The sequence below is a fragment of the Herbidospora mongoliensis genome (assembly GCF_001570545.1).
In the GTDB taxonomy this organism is placed as follows: domain Bacteria; phylum Actinomycetota; class Actinomycetes; order Streptosporangiales; family Streptosporangiaceae; genus Herbidospora; species Herbidospora mongoliensis.
Genome location: NZ_BBXD01000008.1, coordinates 406,114 through 424,572, shown reverse-complemented (window position 1 = coordinate 424,572; position 18,459 = coordinate 406,114). Strand labels below are relative to the sequence as shown.

16 protein-coding genes are annotated in these 18,459 nt (G+C 68.3%); 10 read left to right on the top strand and 6 right to left on the bottom strand.

Features of this window, described 5'->3' with window-relative positions; genetic code table 11:
• Positions 1 to 45: 45 nt before the first annotated feature.
• The 5 genes from AW272_RS02195 to AW272_RS02180 all read left to right on the top strand — a co-directional run bounded on the left by AW272_RS02195 (position 46) and on the right by AW272_RS02180 (position 7,178).
• On the top strand, positions 46 to 474 hold the full coding sequence (locus AW272_RS02195; protein WP_066360540.1) for a hypothetical protein: 429 nt from the start codon (positions 46 to 48) through the stop codon (positions 472 to 474).
• A 356-nt stretch (positions 475 to 830) separates the two neighbouring features.
• On the top strand, positions 831 to 1,298 hold the full coding sequence (locus tag AW272_RS45910) for a response regulator transcription factor (protein ID WP_066360538.1): 468 nt from the start codon (positions 831 to 833) through the stop codon (positions 1,296 to 1,298).
• A gap of 17 nt (positions 1,299 to 1,315) precedes the next feature.
• Positions 1,316 to 1,486 carry a response regulator transcription factor gene (locus AW272_RS45905; RefSeq protein WP_369408710.1) on the top strand — a complete coding sequence of 57 codons (171 nt, stop codon included), beginning with the start codon at positions 1,316 to 1,318 and terminating at the stop codon, positions 1,484 to 1,486.
• Between the two features lie 193 nt (positions 1,487 to 1,679).
• Complete coding sequence (locus AW272_RS02185) at positions 1,680 to 6,017, top strand: galactose-binding domain-containing protein (RefSeq protein WP_066360536.1); 4,338 nt, start codon at positions 1,680 to 1,682, stop codon at positions 6,015 to 6,017.
• A 120-nt stretch (positions 6,018 to 6,137) separates the two neighbouring features.
• Positions 6,138 to 7,178, top strand: coding sequence for a pyridoxal-phosphate dependent enzyme (locus AW272_RS02180; RefSeq protein ID WP_066360534.1), 1,041 nt, complete (start codon positions 6,138 to 6,140; stop codon positions 7,176 to 7,178).
• Positions 7,179 to 7,195: 17 nt separating this feature from the next.
• On the opposite strand, the gene AW272_RS02175 is transcribed toward AW272_RS02180, so the two are convergent.
• Together AW272_RS02175 and AW272_RS02170 are read right to left on the bottom strand one after the other, a co-directional pair.
• Positions 7,196 to 7,579: an STAS domain-containing protein gene (locus AW272_RS02175; protein WP_066360532.1), complete on the bottom strand. Its 384-nt coding sequence runs from the start codon at positions 7,577 to 7,579 to the stop codon at positions 7,196 to 7,198.
• A 742-nt stretch (positions 7,580 to 8,321) separates the two neighbouring features.
• Positions 8,322 to 8,873, bottom strand: a complete 552-nt coding sequence (locus AW272_RS02170) for a TetR/AcrR family transcriptional regulator (RefSeq protein WP_066360529.1) — start codon at positions 8,871 to 8,873, stop codon at positions 8,322 to 8,324.
• 61 nt (positions 8,874 to 8,934) lie between these two features.
• Between AW272_RS02170 and AW272_RS02165 the strand changes: the two genes are divergently transcribed.
• On the top strand, positions 8,935 to 9,888 hold the full coding sequence (locus tag AW272_RS02165) for an NAD-dependent epimerase/dehydratase family protein (RefSeq protein WP_066361190.1): 954 nt from the start codon (positions 8,935 to 8,937) through the stop codon (positions 9,886 to 9,888).
• Positions 9,889 to 9,893: 5 nt separating this feature from the next.
• On the opposite strand, the gene AW272_RS02160 is transcribed toward AW272_RS02165, so the two are convergent.
• Positions 9,894 to 10,454, bottom strand: coding sequence for a DUF6461 domain-containing protein (locus AW272_RS02160; protein ID WP_066360528.1), 561 nt, complete (start codon positions 10,452 to 10,454; stop codon positions 9,894 to 9,896).
• A gap of 159 nt (positions 10,455 to 10,613) precedes the next feature.
• Between AW272_RS02160 and AW272_RS02155 the strand changes: the two genes are divergently transcribed.
• Positions 10,614 to 12,158, top strand: a complete 1,545-nt coding sequence (locus tag AW272_RS02155) for a glycosyl hydrolase family 18 protein (RefSeq protein ID WP_245657159.1) — start codon at positions 10,614 to 10,616, stop codon at positions 12,156 to 12,158.
• Between the two features lie 17 nt (positions 12,159 to 12,175).
• Positions 12,176 to 12,772, top strand: a complete 597-nt coding sequence (locus tag AW272_RS02150; protein WP_066360525.1) for a YoaK family protein — start codon at positions 12,176 to 12,178, stop codon at positions 12,770 to 12,772.
• Here AW272_RS02150 and AW272_RS02145 read toward each other — a convergent pair.
• Positions 12,732 to 14,522 carry an elongation factor G gene (locus AW272_RS02145; protein ID WP_066360521.1) on the bottom strand — a complete coding sequence of 597 codons (1,791 nt, stop codon included), beginning with the start codon at positions 14,520 to 14,522 and terminating at the stop codon, positions 12,732 to 12,734. The two genes, AW272_RS02150 and AW272_RS02145, sit on opposite strands and share 41 nt — an antisense overlap.
• 288 nt (positions 14,523 to 14,810) lie before the next feature.
• On the opposite strand from AW272_RS02145, the gene AW272_RS02140 reads away from it, so the two are divergent.
• Together AW272_RS02140 and AW272_RS45900 are read left to right on the top strand one after the other, a co-directional pair.
• Positions 14,811 to 15,587 carry a type IV toxin-antitoxin system AbiEi family antitoxin domain-containing protein gene (locus AW272_RS02140; protein ID WP_157518179.1) on the top strand — a complete coding sequence of 259 codons (777 nt, stop codon included), beginning with the start codon at positions 14,811 to 14,813 and terminating at the stop codon, positions 15,585 to 15,587.
• A gap of 89 nt (positions 15,588 to 15,676) precedes the next feature.
• Positions 15,677 to 16,327, top strand: coding sequence for a nucleotidyl transferase AbiEii/AbiGii toxin family protein (locus tag AW272_RS45900; RefSeq protein ID WP_369408713.1), 651 nt, complete (start codon positions 15,677 to 15,679; stop codon positions 16,325 to 16,327).
• Here AW272_RS45900 and AW272_RS02135 read toward each other — a convergent pair.
• Together AW272_RS02135 and AW272_RS02130 are read right to left on the bottom strand one after the other, a co-directional pair.
• Complete coding sequence (locus AW272_RS02135; protein WP_066360517.1) at positions 16,218 to 16,880, bottom strand: response regulator; 663 nt, start codon at positions 16,878 to 16,880, stop codon at positions 16,218 to 16,220. The two genes, AW272_RS45900 and AW272_RS02135, sit on opposite strands and share 110 nt — an antisense overlap.
• A complete protein-coding gene (locus tag AW272_RS02130; RefSeq protein ID WP_245657158.1) occupies positions 16,877 to 18,436 on the bottom strand; it encodes an ATP-binding protein in 1,560 nt (519 codons plus the stop codon). The genes AW272_RS02135 and AW272_RS02130 overlap by 4 nt, the downstream gene beginning before the upstream one ends.
• Between the last annotated feature and the right edge of the window lie 23 nt (positions 18,437 to 18,459).

Below are 18,459 nucleotides of genomic sequence, written 5' to 3'. Positions count from 1 at the left end.
TGTCGTCCTTTCCAACGATCATGTCTTCGATCATAACCTGATCAAATGCGGTCGAACTTAACGATTTATCTCATCCTCGTGCTCGTCGTCATCTCCGGAGTCATCTCCTTCGGGACGCTGACGTCGCAGACGATGACGTCGTTCGGCGTCGGCTCAGGGGTGGTGACCTCGATGAGCGCCCTCATCTCCTCCCTCGCCGCCGGCATCTCGGCCATCGCGGCCTGGCGCACCAGCCTCCGCCCATCCGCCGAGGACGACGAGGCCGTCGTGCGCCTCCTCGACATCGCCGAACGTGCCGACGGCGACATCCGCGCACTCGCTTTCACCGAACTGAACCGGGCCGTGCCGCCATTGCTGCGCAAACGCCTCGCCGGACGCGACCGGGCGCCCGCCATCGCCATGCTCGACCGGCTCCTCACACAGGAAGACGTGCCACGGCTGCGGCTGTTCCTCTCGATCTACGGGATTTCCTGATGAGCCATTCGGCGACGATGAGGTTCGGCACCCAGCAGAGAAAGGCACCATCTTGTACGCCGCCTCGAACGACCCCAGCGCCGGCATGAGCACCAGCAGCCACAACCGCAGAGTGACCCCCGCATAGGTCAGCGCGAACGCGCGCGTGGCCCACTGGCGATGTCTTTCGACATCCCCGGCAGCAGCGCGGTCCCGCCGAAACGATGTGGGCGTAGAAAGCGGCCTGCACCAAAGCGCCTTGAGAGGCGTAATTGGCGGCGAGCGGGGCGTCCTCGGAAAGATTCTCCAGCGAATCGAGCAGATAGGGCAGCGGAAAGAACACGGCGGCGGGGTTCCTGTGGCGGACCAAGGCGCCGATGGCGCTGCTGGTGTTCGAAGGGGCGCTGCTCTCGGTCAACGCGGCGGCCGGGTACTCCGTCGTCATCGCCCGGAAAGGGGCCGGTGTCCGGATCGAGATGACCAACGAGGGGCGCTTCGCTGAGCCCGTGCCGGGGCGCGGGCCGGCGAACATGCGGGGCGCGGGCCGAGGCCGAGCGGGGGACCTTCCGGGCCGGGCCGACGCGAGCGGGGTTCGTCGTGCGGGCGGTTCTGCCGGCGTGATCAGGCTGGTCGTCGCCGACGACGATCCGCTGGTGCGCCAGGCGCTGACGGTGCTGCTCGGCGCCGAGCCCGACATGACCGACGACGGGCTGACCGCCGTCTACCAGGCCAGACTCCATTGTCCTGCGGTGATTCTGATGGACGTCCGGATGCCCGGTCACGACGGCGTCGAGGCCACCCGCGTGATCAGCAGCTGGCCGGAGCCCCGGCCGGGCACGGGCTGACCGACCGGGAGGCCGACGTGCTGCGCGCGCTCGCCGACGGCCGGTCCAACGCCGAGATCGCCGCCGCGGTGAACGTCTCGGTCGAGACCGTCAAGACCCATATCAAGGGAATCCTCGCCAAGCTCGGCGTCCGCGACCGGACCCAGGCGGTCGTGTGGGCGTATCGCAGCGGCTTCATCCGCAGGTGACTGGAACATTGACGGCCCCGTAGCACGTATGTAACATTCGACCAGCGCTACGCAAGAATCTTGCAAATAGACGTTTAATTTCTCTCTGTTTCTCGCAACTCTCCAGGGAATGCACTGCGTCCGTGCTTCCACCCCCCATCCGTGTCTCACCCGTCTCCCCATGTCGACCCTGACGAGAGATTGAAGAACGCGAATGAGAAAGCTGCACGGACCCTTCAGGCTGGTGGCGACCGTTGTCGCCGCCGGCCTAGTTGCGTCTGGACTCCTCGCCGCACCCGCGTCCGCCGCAGGCGGACCCAACCTGTCCTTAGGCAAAGCCGCTGCGGTATCCAGCTCCACCGCAGGTCAGTCTGCCTCCGCCCTGAACGACGGCAACCAGTCGACCTACTGGGAGAGCGTCAACAACAGCTTCCCGCAGTGGGCCCGCATCGACCTCGGCAGTGCCACCGCCGTGGACCAGATCGTGCTCAAGGTGCCCGCGCCGAGCGACTGGCAGACCCGCACGCAGACCCTGACCGTTCAGGGCAGCGCCGACGGCAACTCCTTCTCCAACGTCGTGGCCTCGGCGAACTACACGTTCAACCCGTCCACCGGCAACGCGGTCACGATCAACTTCGGATCGGCCACGCACCGCTACTGGCGGGTCAACGTCACCGCCAACACCGGCTGGCCGGCCGCCCAGATCTCAGAGTTTGAGATCTACGGCACCAGCGGCACCGGAACCGGTGGCAATCTTGCCTCGGGCCGTCCGATCAGCGGCAGCTCCGTGTCGCAGAATTACGTGGCTTCGAACGCGAACGACGGCAACCAGGGCACCTACTGGGAGAGCATCAACAACATCTTCCCCGAGTGGCTCCAGGTCGACCTCGGCGCGTCCACCTCGATCAACCGGGTGGTGCTGAAGCTGCCGGCCTCCGGCTGGGCCACGCGCACCCAGACGCTCGCGGTGCAGGGCAGCTCGAACGGGAGCTCCTTCTCCGACATCGTCGGGTCGACGGGTTACGTCTTCAACCCGTCCAGCGCGAACACGGTGACGATCAACTTCACCGCGACCTCCACCCGGTACGTCCGCCTGAACATCACCGGCAACACCGGCTGGGCGGCCGGGCAGATCTCCGAGTTCGAGGTGTACGGCCCCACGACGCCCGGTGACACCCAGGCGCCCACCACGCCGGGCACGCTGAGCTACACCGAGCCGGCCAACAACCAGATCCGGCTCGCCTGGGGCGCCTCGACCGACAACGTCGGGGTGACCGGCTACGAGGTCTTCCGCGACGGGACCTCCATCACCACTGTCGCGGGCAACGTGCTGACGTACACGGACACCCAGCCCTCGACCGCCACGGTGAGCTACACCGTGCGCGCCAGGGACGCCGCCGGGAACAACTCCGGCAACAGCAACACGGTGACCCGCACCGGTACGCCGGGTGGCGACACCCAGGCCCCGACCGTGCCCGGCAACCTCGTCTACACCGAGCCGGCCAGCGGCCAGATCAGGCTGGCCTGGAACGCCTCCACCGACAACGTGGCCGTCACCGGCTACGAGGTGTTCCGCAACGGCACCTCGGTCACCACCGTCACCGGGCTGACCTACACCGACAACCAGCCCGCCACGGCGACCGTCTCCTACCAGGTGCGGGCCCGCGACGCGGCCGGGAACTTCTCGGCGCTCGGCAACTCGGTGACCCGTCCGGGCTCCAACCCGCCGGGCAGCAACCTGGCCACCGGCAAGGAGATCACCGAGTCGGGCCACGTGCACTCGTTCGTGGCGGCCAACGCCAACGACAACAACCTGGACACCTACTGGGAGGGCGCGTCGGGCGTCTGGCCGAGCGTGCTCACGGTGAAGCTCGGCGCGAACGCCAGCGTCACGTCGGTGGTGCTGAAGCTCAACCCGTCGTCGGCGTGGGGCTCACGTACGCAGAACATCCAGGTCTTCGGCCGTGACCAGGCCTCGACCACCTACACCAGCCTGGTCGGCGCGACGAACTACACGTTCAACCCGGCCGCGCAGAACACGGTGACGATCCCGGTCACCGCGTCCACGGCCGACGTGCAGATCCGGATCACCAGCAACACCGGCGCCCCGGCGGGCCAGATCGCCGAGTTCCAGGTGTTCGGCACCCCGGCTCCCAACCCCGACCTCGAGGTCACCGCGCTGAGCTGGACGCCGACCGCGCCCAGCGAGGTCCAGGCGATCACCGTCTCCGGGACCGTCCGCAACAGTGGCACCGCGGCGTCGGCGGCCGACAGCGTGAACGTCATCGTCGGCGGCAGCCTCGTCGGCACGGCCGGCATCCCGGCCCTGGCGGCCGGCGCCCAGGCCACGTTCACCCAGAGCGTCGGCACCCGTCCGCAGGGCACCTACGCGGTCGCCGCCACGGTCGACCCCGACAACACGGTGTTCGAGCAGAACGAGACCAACAACACCTTCACCGCGCCGACCCAGCTCCAGGTCTCCCAGGCCCCCGGCCCCGACCTGCAGATCACCGGCGTGACCTCCGCCCCGGCCAACCCGGCCGTCGGCTCGGCGGTCAGCTTCACCGTCTCGGTCAACAACCGCGGCACGACCGCCAGCGGCGCGAGCACCACCCGCGTCCAGGTCGGCTCGACCACCCTGAACACCAGCACCGCGTCGATCGCCGCCGGGGCCACCGCCACCGTCGCGATCACCGGCACCTGGACGGCCACCTCCGGCGGCGCCACCATCACCGCCACGGCGGACGCCACCGGCACGGTCGCCGAGACCAACGAGTCGAACAACACGTTCACGCAGGCCATCGTGGTCGGACGCGGCGCCGCGGTGCCCTACACCGAATACGAGGCCGAGGCCGCGGTGCACAACGGGACGGTCCTGACCGCCGACGCGCTGCGCACCTTCGGGCACACCAACTTCGCCACGGAGTCGAGTGGCCGCAGTTCGGTCCGCCTGAACAGCACCGGCCAGTACGTCGAGTTCACCTCGACCGTGCCGTCGAACTCGATCGTCATCCGCAACTCCATCCCGGACGCCGCGAGCGGCGGCGGCCAGGACAAGACGATCAGCCTCTACATCAACGGCACGTTCAACCGGAAGATCACCCTGTCTTCCAAGCACTCCTGGCTGTACGGCACCACCGACGACCCCGAGGGCCTCAGCAACAGCCCCGGCACCGACGCGCGGCGCCTGTTCGACGAGTCGAACGCCCTGCTCTCGCAGAGCTACCCGGTCGGCACCAAGTTCCGCCTCCAGCGGGACGCCTCCGACGACGCGTCGTTCTACATCATCGACCTGATCGACCTGGAGCAGGTCGCGGCCCCGACCAGCCAGCCGGCGGGCTGCACCAGCATCACCACTTACGGCGCCGTCGCAAACGACGGCCTGGACGACACCCAGGCGATCCAGCGCGCGGTCACCGACGACCAGAACGGCGTCATCAGCTGCGTGTGGATCCCGGCGGGCCAGTGGCGTCAGGAGCAGAAGATCCTGACCGACGACCCGCTGAACCGCGGCACCCACAACCAGGTCGGCATCAGCAACGTGACGATCCGCGGCGCCGGCATGTGGCACTCGCAGCTCTACACGCTCACCGAGCCGCACCTCGTCGTGGGCGGCATCAACCACCCGCACGAGGGCAACTTCGGCTTCGACATCGACAGCAACACCCAGATCTCGGACATCGCGATCTTCGGCTCGGGCCGCATCCGCGGCGGACCCGGCGGTGCTGAGGGCGGCGTCGGCCTGAACGGCCGGTTCGGCGTCAACACCAAGATCACCAACGTCTGGATCGAGCACGCCAACGTGGGCGTCTGGGCCGGCCGCGACTACTCGAACATCCCTGAGCTCTGGGGCCCCGGCAACGGCGTCGAGTTCACCGGCATGCGCATCCGCAACACCTACGCCGACGGCATCAACTTCGCCAACGGCACCCGCAACTCCAAGGTGTTCAACAGCTCGTTCCGCACCAACGGCGACGACGCGCTGGCCGTGTGGGCGTCCAAGTACGTCAAGGACGTCTCGGTCGACATCGGCTCCAACAACAGCTTCACCAACAACACGATCCAGCTGCCCTGGCGCGCCAACGGCATCGCCGTCTACGGCGGCTTCGGCAACAAGATCGAGAACAACCTGATCTACGACACCGCGAACTACCCCGGCATCATGCTGGCGACCGACCACGACCCGATCCCCTTCAGCGGGCAGACGTTGATCGCCAACAACGGCCTCTACCGGACCGGCGGGGCGTTCTGGAACGAAGACCAGGAGTTCGGCGCGATCACCCTGTTCGCCCAGGCGACCGGCATCCCGGGCGTGACCATCCGGGACACCGACATCTTCGACTCGACCTACGACGGCATCCAGTTCAAGACGGGTGGCGGCGAGGTCACCGCCCAGATCACCAACGTGAAGATCGACAAGTCCAACAACGGCGCGGGCATCCTGGCGATGTCCGGCGCCCGCGGCACGGCGACCCTCACGAACGTGACCATCACCAACTCGGCCGACGGCGACATCGTCCGCCAGCCGGGGACGCAGTTCATCATCAACTAGCGACCACTTTCGCTGGATAGATCGGCCGTGAGCCCGGGGGGCTCACGGCCGGTTCTTCGTGTACGGGGGTGCGCGCGAATGCCTTGGCAGTGGAGGCCGGGTCATAGGTACGTTGATCCGATGGACCTGCGCTGCTCCTCCTGTGACCTGGTCGTCGATCCTCTGGCCTGGGCCTGCCCCTCGTGTGGGGGTGTGGTGGACGTGCCGCGCGTCCCACTCGACGGCTCCCCTTCGGGGGAGGGTGTGTGGCGTCACCTCGACTGGCTGCCGGTTTCCGAACCGGTCTCGCTAGGGGAACCGGTCACCCCGCTGGTGCGCCTGCCGTGGGACGGTGTCGACCTGACGCTGAAGCTGGAGGGCGCCCTGCCGACGGGCTCCTTCAAGGACCGGGGCACGGCCGTGCTCGTGTCCTGGCTCAAGGCCCATGGCGCGACGTCCGTCGTGATCGACTCCTCGGGGAACGCCGGGGCGTCGCTGGCGGCGTACAGCGCGCGAGCCGGATTGAAATGCCACGTCTTCGCGCCGGCCGCCGCGTCCCCGGGCAAACTGCGGCAGATCGCCGCCTACGGTGCCGAGTTACACGCCGTCCCCGGCACCCGCCAAGCGGTGGCCGACGCCGCCATCCAGCACGCCTCGACGACCGGCGACGTCTACGCCTCGCACGCCTGGCACCCACTCTTCATCAGCGGGACCAGGACCTTCGCGTTCGAGGCGTGGGAGCAGACGGGCGTGCCCGACGCGGTCGTGCTGCCGGTCGGGGCCGGCACCCTGATGCTCGGCATCGCCCACGGCTTCGCCGAACTCCGCGACGCGGGCCTGACCGACCGGGTGACCGAGATCTACGCGATCCAGTCGACGGCCTGCACTCCTCTGGTGACCGACGGGCCCGAACCGGTCGAGGTCGTCGTGGGCGACACGGCGGCCGAGGGCATCAAGATCGCCCACCCACCCAGGGGCCGGGCCATCCTCGCGCACGCGACCGACGTTCTGGCCGTGGACGACACCGCCCTGTGGAAATCCCACGAGCGGCTTCGGCTCTCGGGCGTCTACACCGAGCCGACGTCGGCGATCGCTCTGGCGGGCCTGTCCGCTCTGGCCGACCGGCTGACCGGGAAGAAGGTACTGGTCCCGATCACCGCCACGGGCCTCAAATCGTCCTGAACCCGCAGACGGAATGGTCATGAGCCTGCCGGGAACTCGGCCGCGTGTCTGGTCAGCGTGGACGTGCCGAAATGACGATCGAGACCGGTGATCGCCAGAAGCCGGACAACCGTTCGGCCTGCCCCTGTCAGTCGCAGTCGCCCACCCGTTCGCCGAATGCGCTGATCGGCGTGCAACAGCGCCCACAGACCCCTGGCGTCCATGAATGTCACGGCGGTCAGGTCGGCCACCACATCGTGGCCACCACCGGGCGGCCGTTCGTCTGCGGCCTTCAGCAAGCGGGCGAGCATGGCCGTCGCCGTGAGGAGGTCGATCTCCCCGGAGATCGTGACGATCTGGTCGCCGTTCGGCAGTCGGGTGCTGACGCGTCCATCGGTGAGCTGTGGGTCTTCGGCTGCCATCCGGCCTCTCCTGCCCGTGCGTGCAGGGGGCTGAGTCCCGGCACGTTCGGCGCGTTGGCGGTGAGACTGCCGGGGGCCGGGGCAGCGAAATGGCCGGGCAGCCCGTATCTGGGTGGGCTGTCATGACCAGACATGAGAACTGACAAGTCCGCTTCCGACAGTAGCTCTCCCTCGACCGCAACGGCGGGTTGGTGCCCAGGAGAGGTAACCGGTTGATCGCACGCCGTGAGCGGCAGTGCCGCAGGACTCGGTTCGCCGGCCCGACGACTCTGGTATTCGGGATGGTTCGCAGCGGCGCGGGAGCATACGCTCACACAGACGAAGCCCGTCGACATGATCCCCCAGACGTGGAGCTCCACCCCCGGGCCCTTCGTGCCGTCCAGACCCTGCGGCTTGATCATCAAGCGCGCGCGAAGGACGGGTCTTGGACGTCACGGCACTCCCCTCCAGGGCCTCAAGGATCACTGCCGAGTTTCCGGCCGCACCGGTGGCCGTCTTTCGCATGGCCTTCGCCCAGTCCCCGTCCGAGCAGATAACCGGCGGTCGCGGCCCACCGTGGGCGTCGGGGACGGCCGGCGAGCAGCGCCGGCGGTGACGGCCCGCGTAGTAGGCCTTGCGTCAGCAGACCGACAGGGGCCTGCCCATGTGTCAGGTGATCAATACTCGGCGCAAGGGCAGCACGGTCAACCCGCCAGGGTCTACTTCCGCGCCGTCCCGGCGCGGAATGCGCGCGCCCGGGCCATCAGGCCTTTCGCACCAGCAGAGGCAGCACGACCTCGTCGACCAGCCTCTCGGCCAAGCCCGGCGTGTCCCCCAGCCACAGCGCCTCGGCGACCAGCGGCCCGATGAGCAGCCGGTCGACCATGGTCAGGATCGGATTGTCCGGGTCGATCTCGCCCGCTTCGACGTGACGTCGTAGCGCCCGGCGCAGCACGTCGAGTTCGGGCTCGATCATCAGCTCGTGGAAGGCCGCTCGTAGATCGTCGTCGAGCATCACCGCCTGAGCCAGCCCCGTCAGGGGCCGGGGCACAGTGCCACGTCGAGTCGCGGCGAGCAGGTCCCCCCGCAGAGAGCCGGTGTCGATCTCCTCGGGCCCGGCGGGCTTGCTCACCTTCACCGCCGTGATCACCATTTTCGCCTTCCCGCCCCACCGCCGGTACAGCGTCGCCGTGCTCGCACGCGCGGCCTTGGCGATGTCGTCGATGGTCACCTCGTCGTAGCCCTTCTCGCGGACCAGAGCCAGGGCGATGCCGAGCAGTTCGCGTTCCCGTTCCTCGGTCAGGCGGCTGCGCATGAGGACCTCCTTAGCGAAAACGCGTTGTCGACTGTCCGTTTTCTATCGTATCGTCATGGACATGGAGACAGTTCTGGTTACCGGCGGGACGGGCTTCCTCGCCACCCGCGTCATCGCCGCCGCCCAAGAGGCGGGCTACCACGTGCGGACCACCGTCCGGAAGACACCCGTCGAGGGGGTGCCGTCGATCGTCGCCGATCTGACGTCGGATGAGGGGTGGGAGGAGGCCGTGGCGGGGTGCGACTACGTCCTGCACGTGGCCTCACCACTGCCGTCGGCCCAGCCCGCCGACGAGGATGAGCTGATCATTCCAGCCCGTGACGGCACTCTGCGCGTCCTGCGCGCGGCCCGTGACGCGGGCGTCCGCCGGACGGTCGTGACCTCGTCGTTCGCCGCCATCGGCTACGGCCATCCGCAGACCGACCGGGCCTTCACCGAAGACGACTGGTCCCGGGCCGACGGCGACATCGCGGCCTACCCGAAGTCGAAGCTGATCGCCGAACGCGCGGCCTGGGCGTTCGACCGGGGGGCCATGGAGCTGACGGTGGTCAACCCGACGGGCATCTTCGGGCCCGTGCTCGGGCCGCGTTATGCCAGCTCGATCGGCATCCTGGCCGGGCTGCTCAACGGGAGCACACCGGCCATTCCGAACATGTGGTTCGGCATGCTGGATGTACGGGACGCGGCCGACCTCCACCTCCGCGCGATGACCTCACCGAAGGCGGCCGGGGAGCGGTTCATCGGGGCGTCGGGTGACGCGGTGTCGATGGCCTACATCGCGCAGGTCCTCCGGGAGCGGCTGGGGGCGAGGACCCCGACCGAGGTGGTGCCCGACGAGGTCGTCAGGAAGCTGGCCGAGACCGACGCCCGGATGGCGGAACTGGCCAAGAACGTCGGCAAGATCCGCCACCTCTCGAACGCCAAGGCCCGCTCCGTCCTCGGCTGGAACCCCCGCCCGACCGAGGACGTCATCGCCGACACCGGACGCAGCCTCATCGAGGGCGGCTACGTCTGAGCCGGTCATCTTTCGAGGATGCCGCCGTACAGGGAACCCTCGAAGAGCCCGGCGGTGAAGACCACGCCGGTGACGCGGCTCGCCAGGGCCAGCGCCTCGGCGGTGCCGTCGTCCCATTCCGCGTCCTCGTCGTCGGGGTCGAGGCCGAGGTCGCGCAGGGCGTCGTTGAGGGCGTCCGGGACGGCGCCCTTGCGGTCGAACGGGTCGTTGGGGTCGAACCGGGTGCGGAGTTCACCGTCGACGGCGTGGGCGAAATGGCCGGACGAGCTGAAATCGTGGCGAAGCACCGTCACCGCCTCGCCTCCGGCCGACAGGGCGGCGAAGAACTCGTCGTCGATCGTCGCCCAGCCGTTGATCTCCAGGACGAGGACCCATTCGCCGACGCGGGCGGCGACGACCGTGCTGCTCTCGTCGTCGGGCTCGTAGAGGTCGTCGTAGGCCACCTCGCCCGGTTCGGTCACGCCGTAGCGGCGTAGGACCTCCTTCTCGTCGACGCCCTTCACGAAGGTGACGGTGTAGATCTCCTGCCAGTCGTCCTGCCAGGCGTAGTCAGCTGCAGTGATCATGGCGCGCAGTCTGGCAGCCGGGTCCGACAAATCACGCTATGGACTCCAGAGCGATCATTGTCAGATAATTCGACTGCTGTTGCTCGCGAGCCCCAGTCACCGGTGCCCGCACCCCACACCCGGTGATCTGCGCTGCCCGGGCGACAGAAGGGTTTCCTCGTGAAACGTGCTGTGTTCTTAGTGATGGCCCTGGTGGCCGCGCTCTTCATCCCCTCGCAGGCCAACGCGGCCAACCTGCTCGCCAACCCCGGCCTCGAATCGGGGGCGCTGTCTCCCTGGACGTGTACGGGAGGCCTCGGATCGGTGGTGGCCTCCCCAGTTCGTACAGGATCGAGAGCTTTGGCCGGCGCGGCCAGCGCCTCTGACAACGCCCGCTGCAGTCAGAACGTGTCGGTACGCCCGAGCACCGCCTACGCCGTCACGGCGTGGGTCCGGGGCAACTACGTCTACCTGGGCGTTCAGGGCGGCAGCGCCGTCTGGACCTCCTCGGCCGACTGGCGGCAGCTCACCCTGAACTTCACCACCGCCGCCGGGCAGACCTCCGCACAGGTCTACCTGCACGGCTGGTACGGCCAGGGCACCTACCACGCCGACGACATCAGCTTCGACGGCCCCGGCGGCACCAACCCCAGCCCCTCGCCGTCGCCGAGCCCTTCCCCGACTCGTTCACCTTCACCTTCACCTTCGCCTTCGCCCAGTCCGAGCCCCAGTCCGTCGCCGACGCCGACCGTCACCCCGACCGCCGGCCCGACCTGCGCGGTCAAGAGCAAGCCGACCGGGAAGGTGCTCCAGGGCTACTGGGAGAACTGGGACGGCGCGGTCAACGGCGTGCACCCGCCGCTCGGCTGGATCCCGATCACCGACGCGCGGATCAAGCAGCACGGCTACAACGTGATCAACGCCGCGTTCCCGGTGATCCGCTCCGACGGGACGGTCCTGTGGGAGGACGGCATGGACGCGACCGTGAAGGTCGCCACTCCCGCCGAGATGTGCGCCGCCAAGGCGGCCGGCGCGACGATCCTGATGTCGATCGGCGGCGCCACCGCTGGCATCGACCTGTCGTCGAGCGTGGTGGCCGACAAGTTCATCGCGACGATCGTGCCGATCCTGAAGCGGTACAACTTCGACGGCATCGACATCGACATCGAGACCGGCCTGACCGGCAGCGGGAACATCAACACGCTGTCGGCGTCGCAGGCCAACCTGATCCGCATCATCGACGGCGTGCTGGCGCAGATGCCGTCGAACTTCGGCCTGACCATGGCTCCCGAGACGGCCTACGTGACCGGCGGCAGCGTCGTCTACGGCTCGATCTGGGGCGCTTACCTCCCGATCATCAAGAAATATGCCGACAACGGGCGGCTGTGGTGGCTGAACCAGCAGTACTACAACGGTTCCATGTACGGCTGCTCCGGCGACTCCTACTCCGCCGGGACCGTCCAGGGTTTCGTGGCCCAGACGACCTGCCTCAACAACGGCCTGGTCATCCAGGGCGTGACCATCCGGGTGCCCTATGACAAGCAGGTCCCGGGTCTGCCCGCGCAGGTCGGCGCCGGTGGCGGCCACATGTCGACGTCGCTGGTGTCGCAGGCGTGGAACAGCTTCAACGGGCAGCTCAAGGGCCTGATGACCTGGTCGATCAACTGGGACGGTTCGCGTAACTGGACCTTCGGCGACAACGTGAAGGCACTGCAGGGCCGCTAGGGGGTACGTCCTCCCCTATGCGGATCATGTGGGGGACGACCGCGCTGGCCTGCTGCGCCGGCGCGGTCGACCTCTTGACCTTCAAGGAACTCGGCGGAGCCTTCGCCGGCATCATCACCGGCAACGTGGTGACGGCGGCGTCCGGGCAGCTCACCGCCGCGTTGACGGCGGTGGGCGGGTTCGGCGCCGGCGCTTACGCCTGGGTGGTGACCTTCCGGGACAGGCGCACCTTCGGGCTGATCGCCGAACTGGTGTTGCTCGTCGTCGTGGCCATCGGGTGGATCGGGACGGGGACCCATCCCGATCTGTCCGGAAGGCTGGTCCTGCTGGCGCTGGCCGGGATCGCGATGGGCGGTCAGAGCGCCATGATGCTGGGGCTGGAGCCGGACACGACGTACATGACGGGGGTGCTGACCACCTCACTCCGCGACCTGGCGACCGGCCGGAGGGACACCTTCACGGCGGCCCTCCGGCAGATCGGGGCGCTCGTGGTGGGAGCGGCCCTGACGGCCTGGCTGCTGGTCGCGGCCAGGCCGTTCGCGCCGGTGCTGGCGGTGATGCTGCTGATCAGCGCTATCTTCCTGCTACCGCGTACCCGGCCGGACGGGTCGTGAAGGCCCCTCTTCCCTGGGTACGGCTGCGCAGCCGGGTGGCGTACCCGAAGACCTCGGCCAGTGGCACCGTCGCGGTGATGACCACCGTGCCCGGACGCGCTTCGGTCCCGGAGACCTGGCCCTTGCGTGCGGCCAGGTCGCCCAGCACCCCGCCCGCCAGATCGTCGGGCACCGTCACCGTGACCTCGGTGACGGGTTCGAGGACGGCCATCGCGCACTGCCGCAGGGCCTCGCGCAGGGCGAGGCGGCCGGCGGTGCGGAAGGCCATCTCCGAGGAGTCCTTCACGTGGGTGGCGCCGTCGGTCAGCGTGACCCGCAGGCCCATGACGGGATGCCCGCCGAGCGGCCCGTCGGTCAGTGCGTCGCGGCAGCCCTGTTCGACCGCTTTGACGTACTCCTTCGGCACCCGGCCGCCGACGACCGTGCTCGCGAAGGCGAACGGCTTGTCGCACGGTTCGACGTCGATGACGACGTGGGCGTACTGGCCCGCGCCGCCGTCCTGTTTGACGTGGCGGTAGAGCACACCGGTCACGCCCGTGACCACCGTTTCGCGTAGGGCCACTTGCGGGGCGCCGACGCGGACGGCGAGGCCGCGGTCGCGGCGGATCTTCTCCACGGCCACCTCCAGGTGGAGTTCTCCCAGGCCGGACAGGATGGTCTGGCCGGTCTCCGGGTCAGTTCGTACACGAATGGAAGGATCTTCCGCGGCCATGCGGACCAGCGCGGAGACGAGCCGCTGGTGCTCGGCGCGGGTCGCGGCCTCGACCGCGACCGAGACGACCGGCTCCGTCGTGGACGGCGGTTCCAGCACGAGCGGCGCGGCCGGATCGGTCAGCGTCGCGCCGGTCCGGACGGCCTTGGGGCCGAGGATCGCCACGATGTCACCGGCCTCCGCACGGTCGAGGTCGGTGTGCCGGTCGGCCTGGACGCGCAGAATCCTGGACACGCGCTCGGTCTTCCCCGTCGTCGTGTCGAGGACGGTGTCGCCCTTGCGCAGCGTGCCGGAGTAGACGCGCAGGAACGCGGTCCGCTCCGCCACCTTGAACACCAGCCCCGCGAAGGGCCGCGGTTCGACGCGAGGCTCCGGTAGGTAGGCCACCACGGCGTCGAGCAGCGCCTCGATACCCTGGTTGCGGTAGGCCGACCCGCTCAGCACCACGACCGCCTCGTTTCTCGCCGTCAGCTCGCGCAGTGCTTTGCGCAGCGTCTCAGGCGAGACGTCGGGGTATTCGTCCAGGACGTCCGGATGGAGTTCCGCGACCTGTTCGACCAGGTCAGGGGCGTCCAGCACGAGCGGCCTCGGATGGAGCCTCCGCCGGATCGCCTCGACGGTCGCGTCGAGGTCGGCGCCGGGCCGGTCCATCTTGTTGACGAAGACGATCCTCGGGACGTTGTACTTGTCGGCCCGCCGCCAGACGGATTCGCTCTGCGGTTCCACCCCCGCCACCGCGTCGAACACCGCGACCGCGCCGTCGAGCACCCGCAGCGAGCGTTCGACCTCGTCGGAGAAGTCGACGTGCCCGGGGGTGTCGATCAGGTTGATCTGGGTGCCCTGCCAGTGGCAGGTCACCGCGGCCGCGAAGATCGTGATGCCGCGGTCGCGTTCCTGTGAGTCGAAATCCGTGACGGTGGTGCCGTGGTGAACTTCGCCTTGTTTGTACGTGGTCCCGGTGGCGAACAGGATGCGTTCGGTGACGGTGGTCTTGCCGGCGTCGACATGGGCGAGAATGCCGATGTTGCGGAGAGTCATGGCCGTTGCGCTTTCGCGAGGTGAATCCTGGAAAGGACGGCGCGATGAAGCCTTCTACGAGAAGGCGGGCAACCGGAATCGGGCGCGCAGCCGAAGCCGGGCGCCGGAAGACACGCGAATCACCTGGAATGCGCGGAAGGGCACGGCGGCGTACCGCATGATGTCCCCTCCCGTTGATCGGCTTCGCTGGCAGAGCGACGGTAGCAAATCAGGCCTACTGCCATAAACCGATTTATTACCGAGGGTCGGCTGCAGCGAACGCTACACACTAGATGTAGCATTTGCTGCATGAAGCGTCATCCGGCGCTGCGAGCGGTGAGCGCCCGAGCGACCGACCAGTGGGGTCTGGTGACCACGACCCAGGCCAAACTCGCGGGGCTGAGCTCCGTCGACCTCACGCGCCTCGCCGGAACAGGTCTCATCGAGAGCGTCGGTCATGGGGTCTACCTGGTCGGGGGCGCGCCGGTGCCCGAGCATCTGGAGATCAAACTGGCCTGGCTCAGGCTTGATCCGGCCCGGGTCGCTTGGGAGCGACACCGACCGGAAACCTACGGGGGCGTCGTCTCTCACGGGTCCGCATGCGAACTCCACCGGCTCGGCGACATCCCGACTTCGACGGTGGAGATCACGGTCCCCACCCGGCGGACCACCCGCGAACCGGGGGTGCGTTTCCACCAGGCCGCCATCGAAGCATCGGACGTGACCTTCGTCGACGGGCTTCCGGTCACGACGGCCGAACGAACCGTGGCCGACCTGCTGACCGCGCGGGTCGACGGCGGACACGTCGGTGGAGTGGTCGCGGACGCGCTCCGGCTGGGTCTGGCCGATCGGGAACGCCTGGAGGCCGGGATCGCCCCTTTCGCCAGGGCTTACGGGCTCCCCCGTTCGGCGTCGGGCCAGGAATTCCTGACATACCTCCTGGAATCAACCGAAACCGAACTTTCGCGTATTGAGCGAGAGGCCACCAAACGCGCTCTCGACCTCATTGCCAAAACCTATGAGTCGGGCGGGCTCGGTGCGATAAGAAGGCTTCTTGAAGAACGCCCCCCAGAGGATGGACATTGAGTCAGCCTTACGCCGGCCCGCGCGACTTCGAAAAGGCGATCAAAAGCAGGATCACCGCGCACGCCAAACAGAACAGCCTCAATATCACGATGGTGTTCCGCAGTTTCTACTTCAGCCGCCTGGCCGCCCGCGTTTTCCACCATGATCCGCAAGGCTGGCTGATCAAGGGAGGCCAAGCGCTGCTGCTGCGCTATCCAGCCGCCGCCCGGCTGAGCCGAGACATCGACCTCCAGTTTCCGTCCGCCAAAGACACTGGGGAGGCGCGCGAAGCACTACTAGCGGCCGCCCGGATGGACCTGGGTGACTTCTTTGAGTTCATCCCGACCAGCTATTCCGAGCATGCGGATGAGATCGGCGGTGCGAAGCAATCTTTCGACGTGACACTGGGAACCCGGAGACTCGATTCGGTGGCCGTGGACTTCGTCACCGGTCGCCATCCGACGAGTGTTCCCGAGGTCGTTCCGCTATCCGCTGGAATAGCGATGCCCTGGCCGACGGATTGGACGTCTCCGGCCTGCGCGGATGTCGATCGATGTCCGAGGCCGAGGCTGCCGCCGAGGCGTTCATCACGCCTGTGCTCGGTGGGTCCGACCCCGGTGAGTGGGATCCCACAACTGCTAGGTGGTCGGCTCAGGACGTCCAGCGGTAGCGGTGTTCCGGGCGGCCCGCTGTGCCGTATCTGGCGCGGAGTTCGACCTGGCCGGTGGCGCACAGGTACTCCAGGTACCGGCGGGCGCTGACCCGGGACAGGCCCGTCGCCGCGGCTGTCTCGGCTGCCGACAGGTCGCCGCCGTTGGTACGCAGGGCCTCTGCGACCAGGGCGCAGGTCGTGGTCGACAGGCCCTTCGGCAGGACTGTGCGGGTCGTCCCGCCCAGGAGGCGGTCTATCTCCTCCTGGCCGGCTGGGCCTGCTCCGGCCAGGCGGCGGCGGGTTTGGGCGTACTGGTCGAGGCGGTCGGTCAGTTCGGCTGCGGTGAAGGGTTTGACCAGGTAGTTGACCACGCCGGCGCGCAACGCCGCCCGGACGGTGGACATGTCGTTGGCGGCTGTGATCATCAGGACGTCGACCGGATGGGCCAGGCCTCGCAGGTGATGGAGGACGTCGAGGCCGGACATGTCCGCCATGTAGACGTCGAGCAGCACGAGGTCGGGCCGCAGTTCCTCCACGGACGTCAGGGCCGCACGGCCGCCGTGGGCCGTGCCGACGACGGTGAAGCCGGGTACCCGTCCCACGTAGCCCACGTGGATTCTGGCCACCATGTAGTCGTCGTCGACGACGAGAACTCTGATCATCCTGACCGCCTCGGCAGCAGCGCGGTGAAGACGGCGCCGCGCTCGTTGTGCACCTTTACCCAGCCACCGCGACGTAGGCATGCCTGCCTCGTCAACGCCAGCCCCAGCCCCCGAGGTCCCGACTGGGCCGCCTTGGTGGTGAAGCCCTCCCGGAACACCTCTTCGGCCAGGTCTGCCGCCACGCCGGGGCCGTCGTCGCTGACCCTGACGTGCAGACCCTCAAGATCTGTCCGGACGCAGACCTCGACCGTCCCGCCCTCGTCCTCCAGAGCGTCGAGAGCGTTGGCGACCAGGTTCCCGACCACGAGAACGGCGTCGTGCGGGTCGCCGAGCGTTCCTTCGTCCACGCACGCGTCGTCGGCCAGGCGCAGAGCGGCGCCGCGTTCCGCCGCCTGGGCCGACTTGGCCAGCAGCAAGGCCGCCAGTGTCGGGTCTTTCACCTGTTCGCGGATGTCGGTCGCGTACTGACCGCCCGCCGATTCGGTGATGTAGCGGACCGCCAGGTCCTCCTCGCCCAGCTCCAGCAATCCGACCACGGTGTGCATCCGGTTCGCGAACTCGTGGGCCTGGGCGCGCAGCATGTCGGTGGTGTTGCTGGCCTCGTCCAGCTGATGGGAGAGGCGGATCAGCTCGGTACGGTCCCGCAGTGTCACCACCCAGCCCCGATGCTGCCCCCGGACCTCGACGGGGGTCCGGTTCAGCACCAGGGTGCGGCCGTGGCGCAGCACGATCCGATCGTCGCCCACGTCGTCACCTGCCAGGACGTCCTTCAACCGGTCGTTCGGCAGTTCGTCGAGGGATCCGCCCACGTCCCCGAGAAGCTCCTGCGCCGCGTCGTTGATCAACGTCATCCGCCCGTCGAGGTCGAGGGCGACGACTCCCTCCTTCACCCCGTGCAGCACGCCTTCGCGCTGTTCGAGCAGGCCCGCGATCTCCTTCGGTTCGAGCCCGAAGGTCTGCCGCCGGACGCGGCGCGTGATGAAGGCCGCCGCCGCGGACCCCAGGACCAGGACGCCGAACACCGTCCAGATGAGGGGCGGGAGGGCGTCGGCGAGTTCGGCCGCGACCGTCTGTTCCAGTATTCCGACGCTGGCCAGGCCGATGACGTCGCCGTTCACGCCGAAGATCGGGGCTTTGCCGCGGACCGAGGTGCCGAGGGTGCCGGTCTGGACGCCGGTCCACTCCTCGCCCGTCTTCATCACCTCGGTGCCGTCGGTCGAGAGTTTCTGCCCTATCAGGGCGACGTTCGGGTGGGCGTAGCGGATCTCGTCGCGGTTGGCGATGACGACGTAGTCGGCGCCGGTCGCGCGTTGGACGCTCAGGGCGATCGGCTGCAGCGTCGCCTCGGGGTGGGGGTCGTCGAAGGCCTCTCTGACCCCGGGCAGGCCGGCGACCGACTCGGCGATGGCGAGGGCCCGCTGCTCGTACTGCTCGTCGAGCTGGCGGCGGGTGTGGCTCACCCAGACGGTCGCGGTGCAGGCGACCGTCAGGAGCACGATCACCATCTGGAGGACGAAGAGCTGGGTGCCCAAGGAGGCGTTGAGCAGCCGTTTCACGCGTTCACTATAGGAGCCGACCC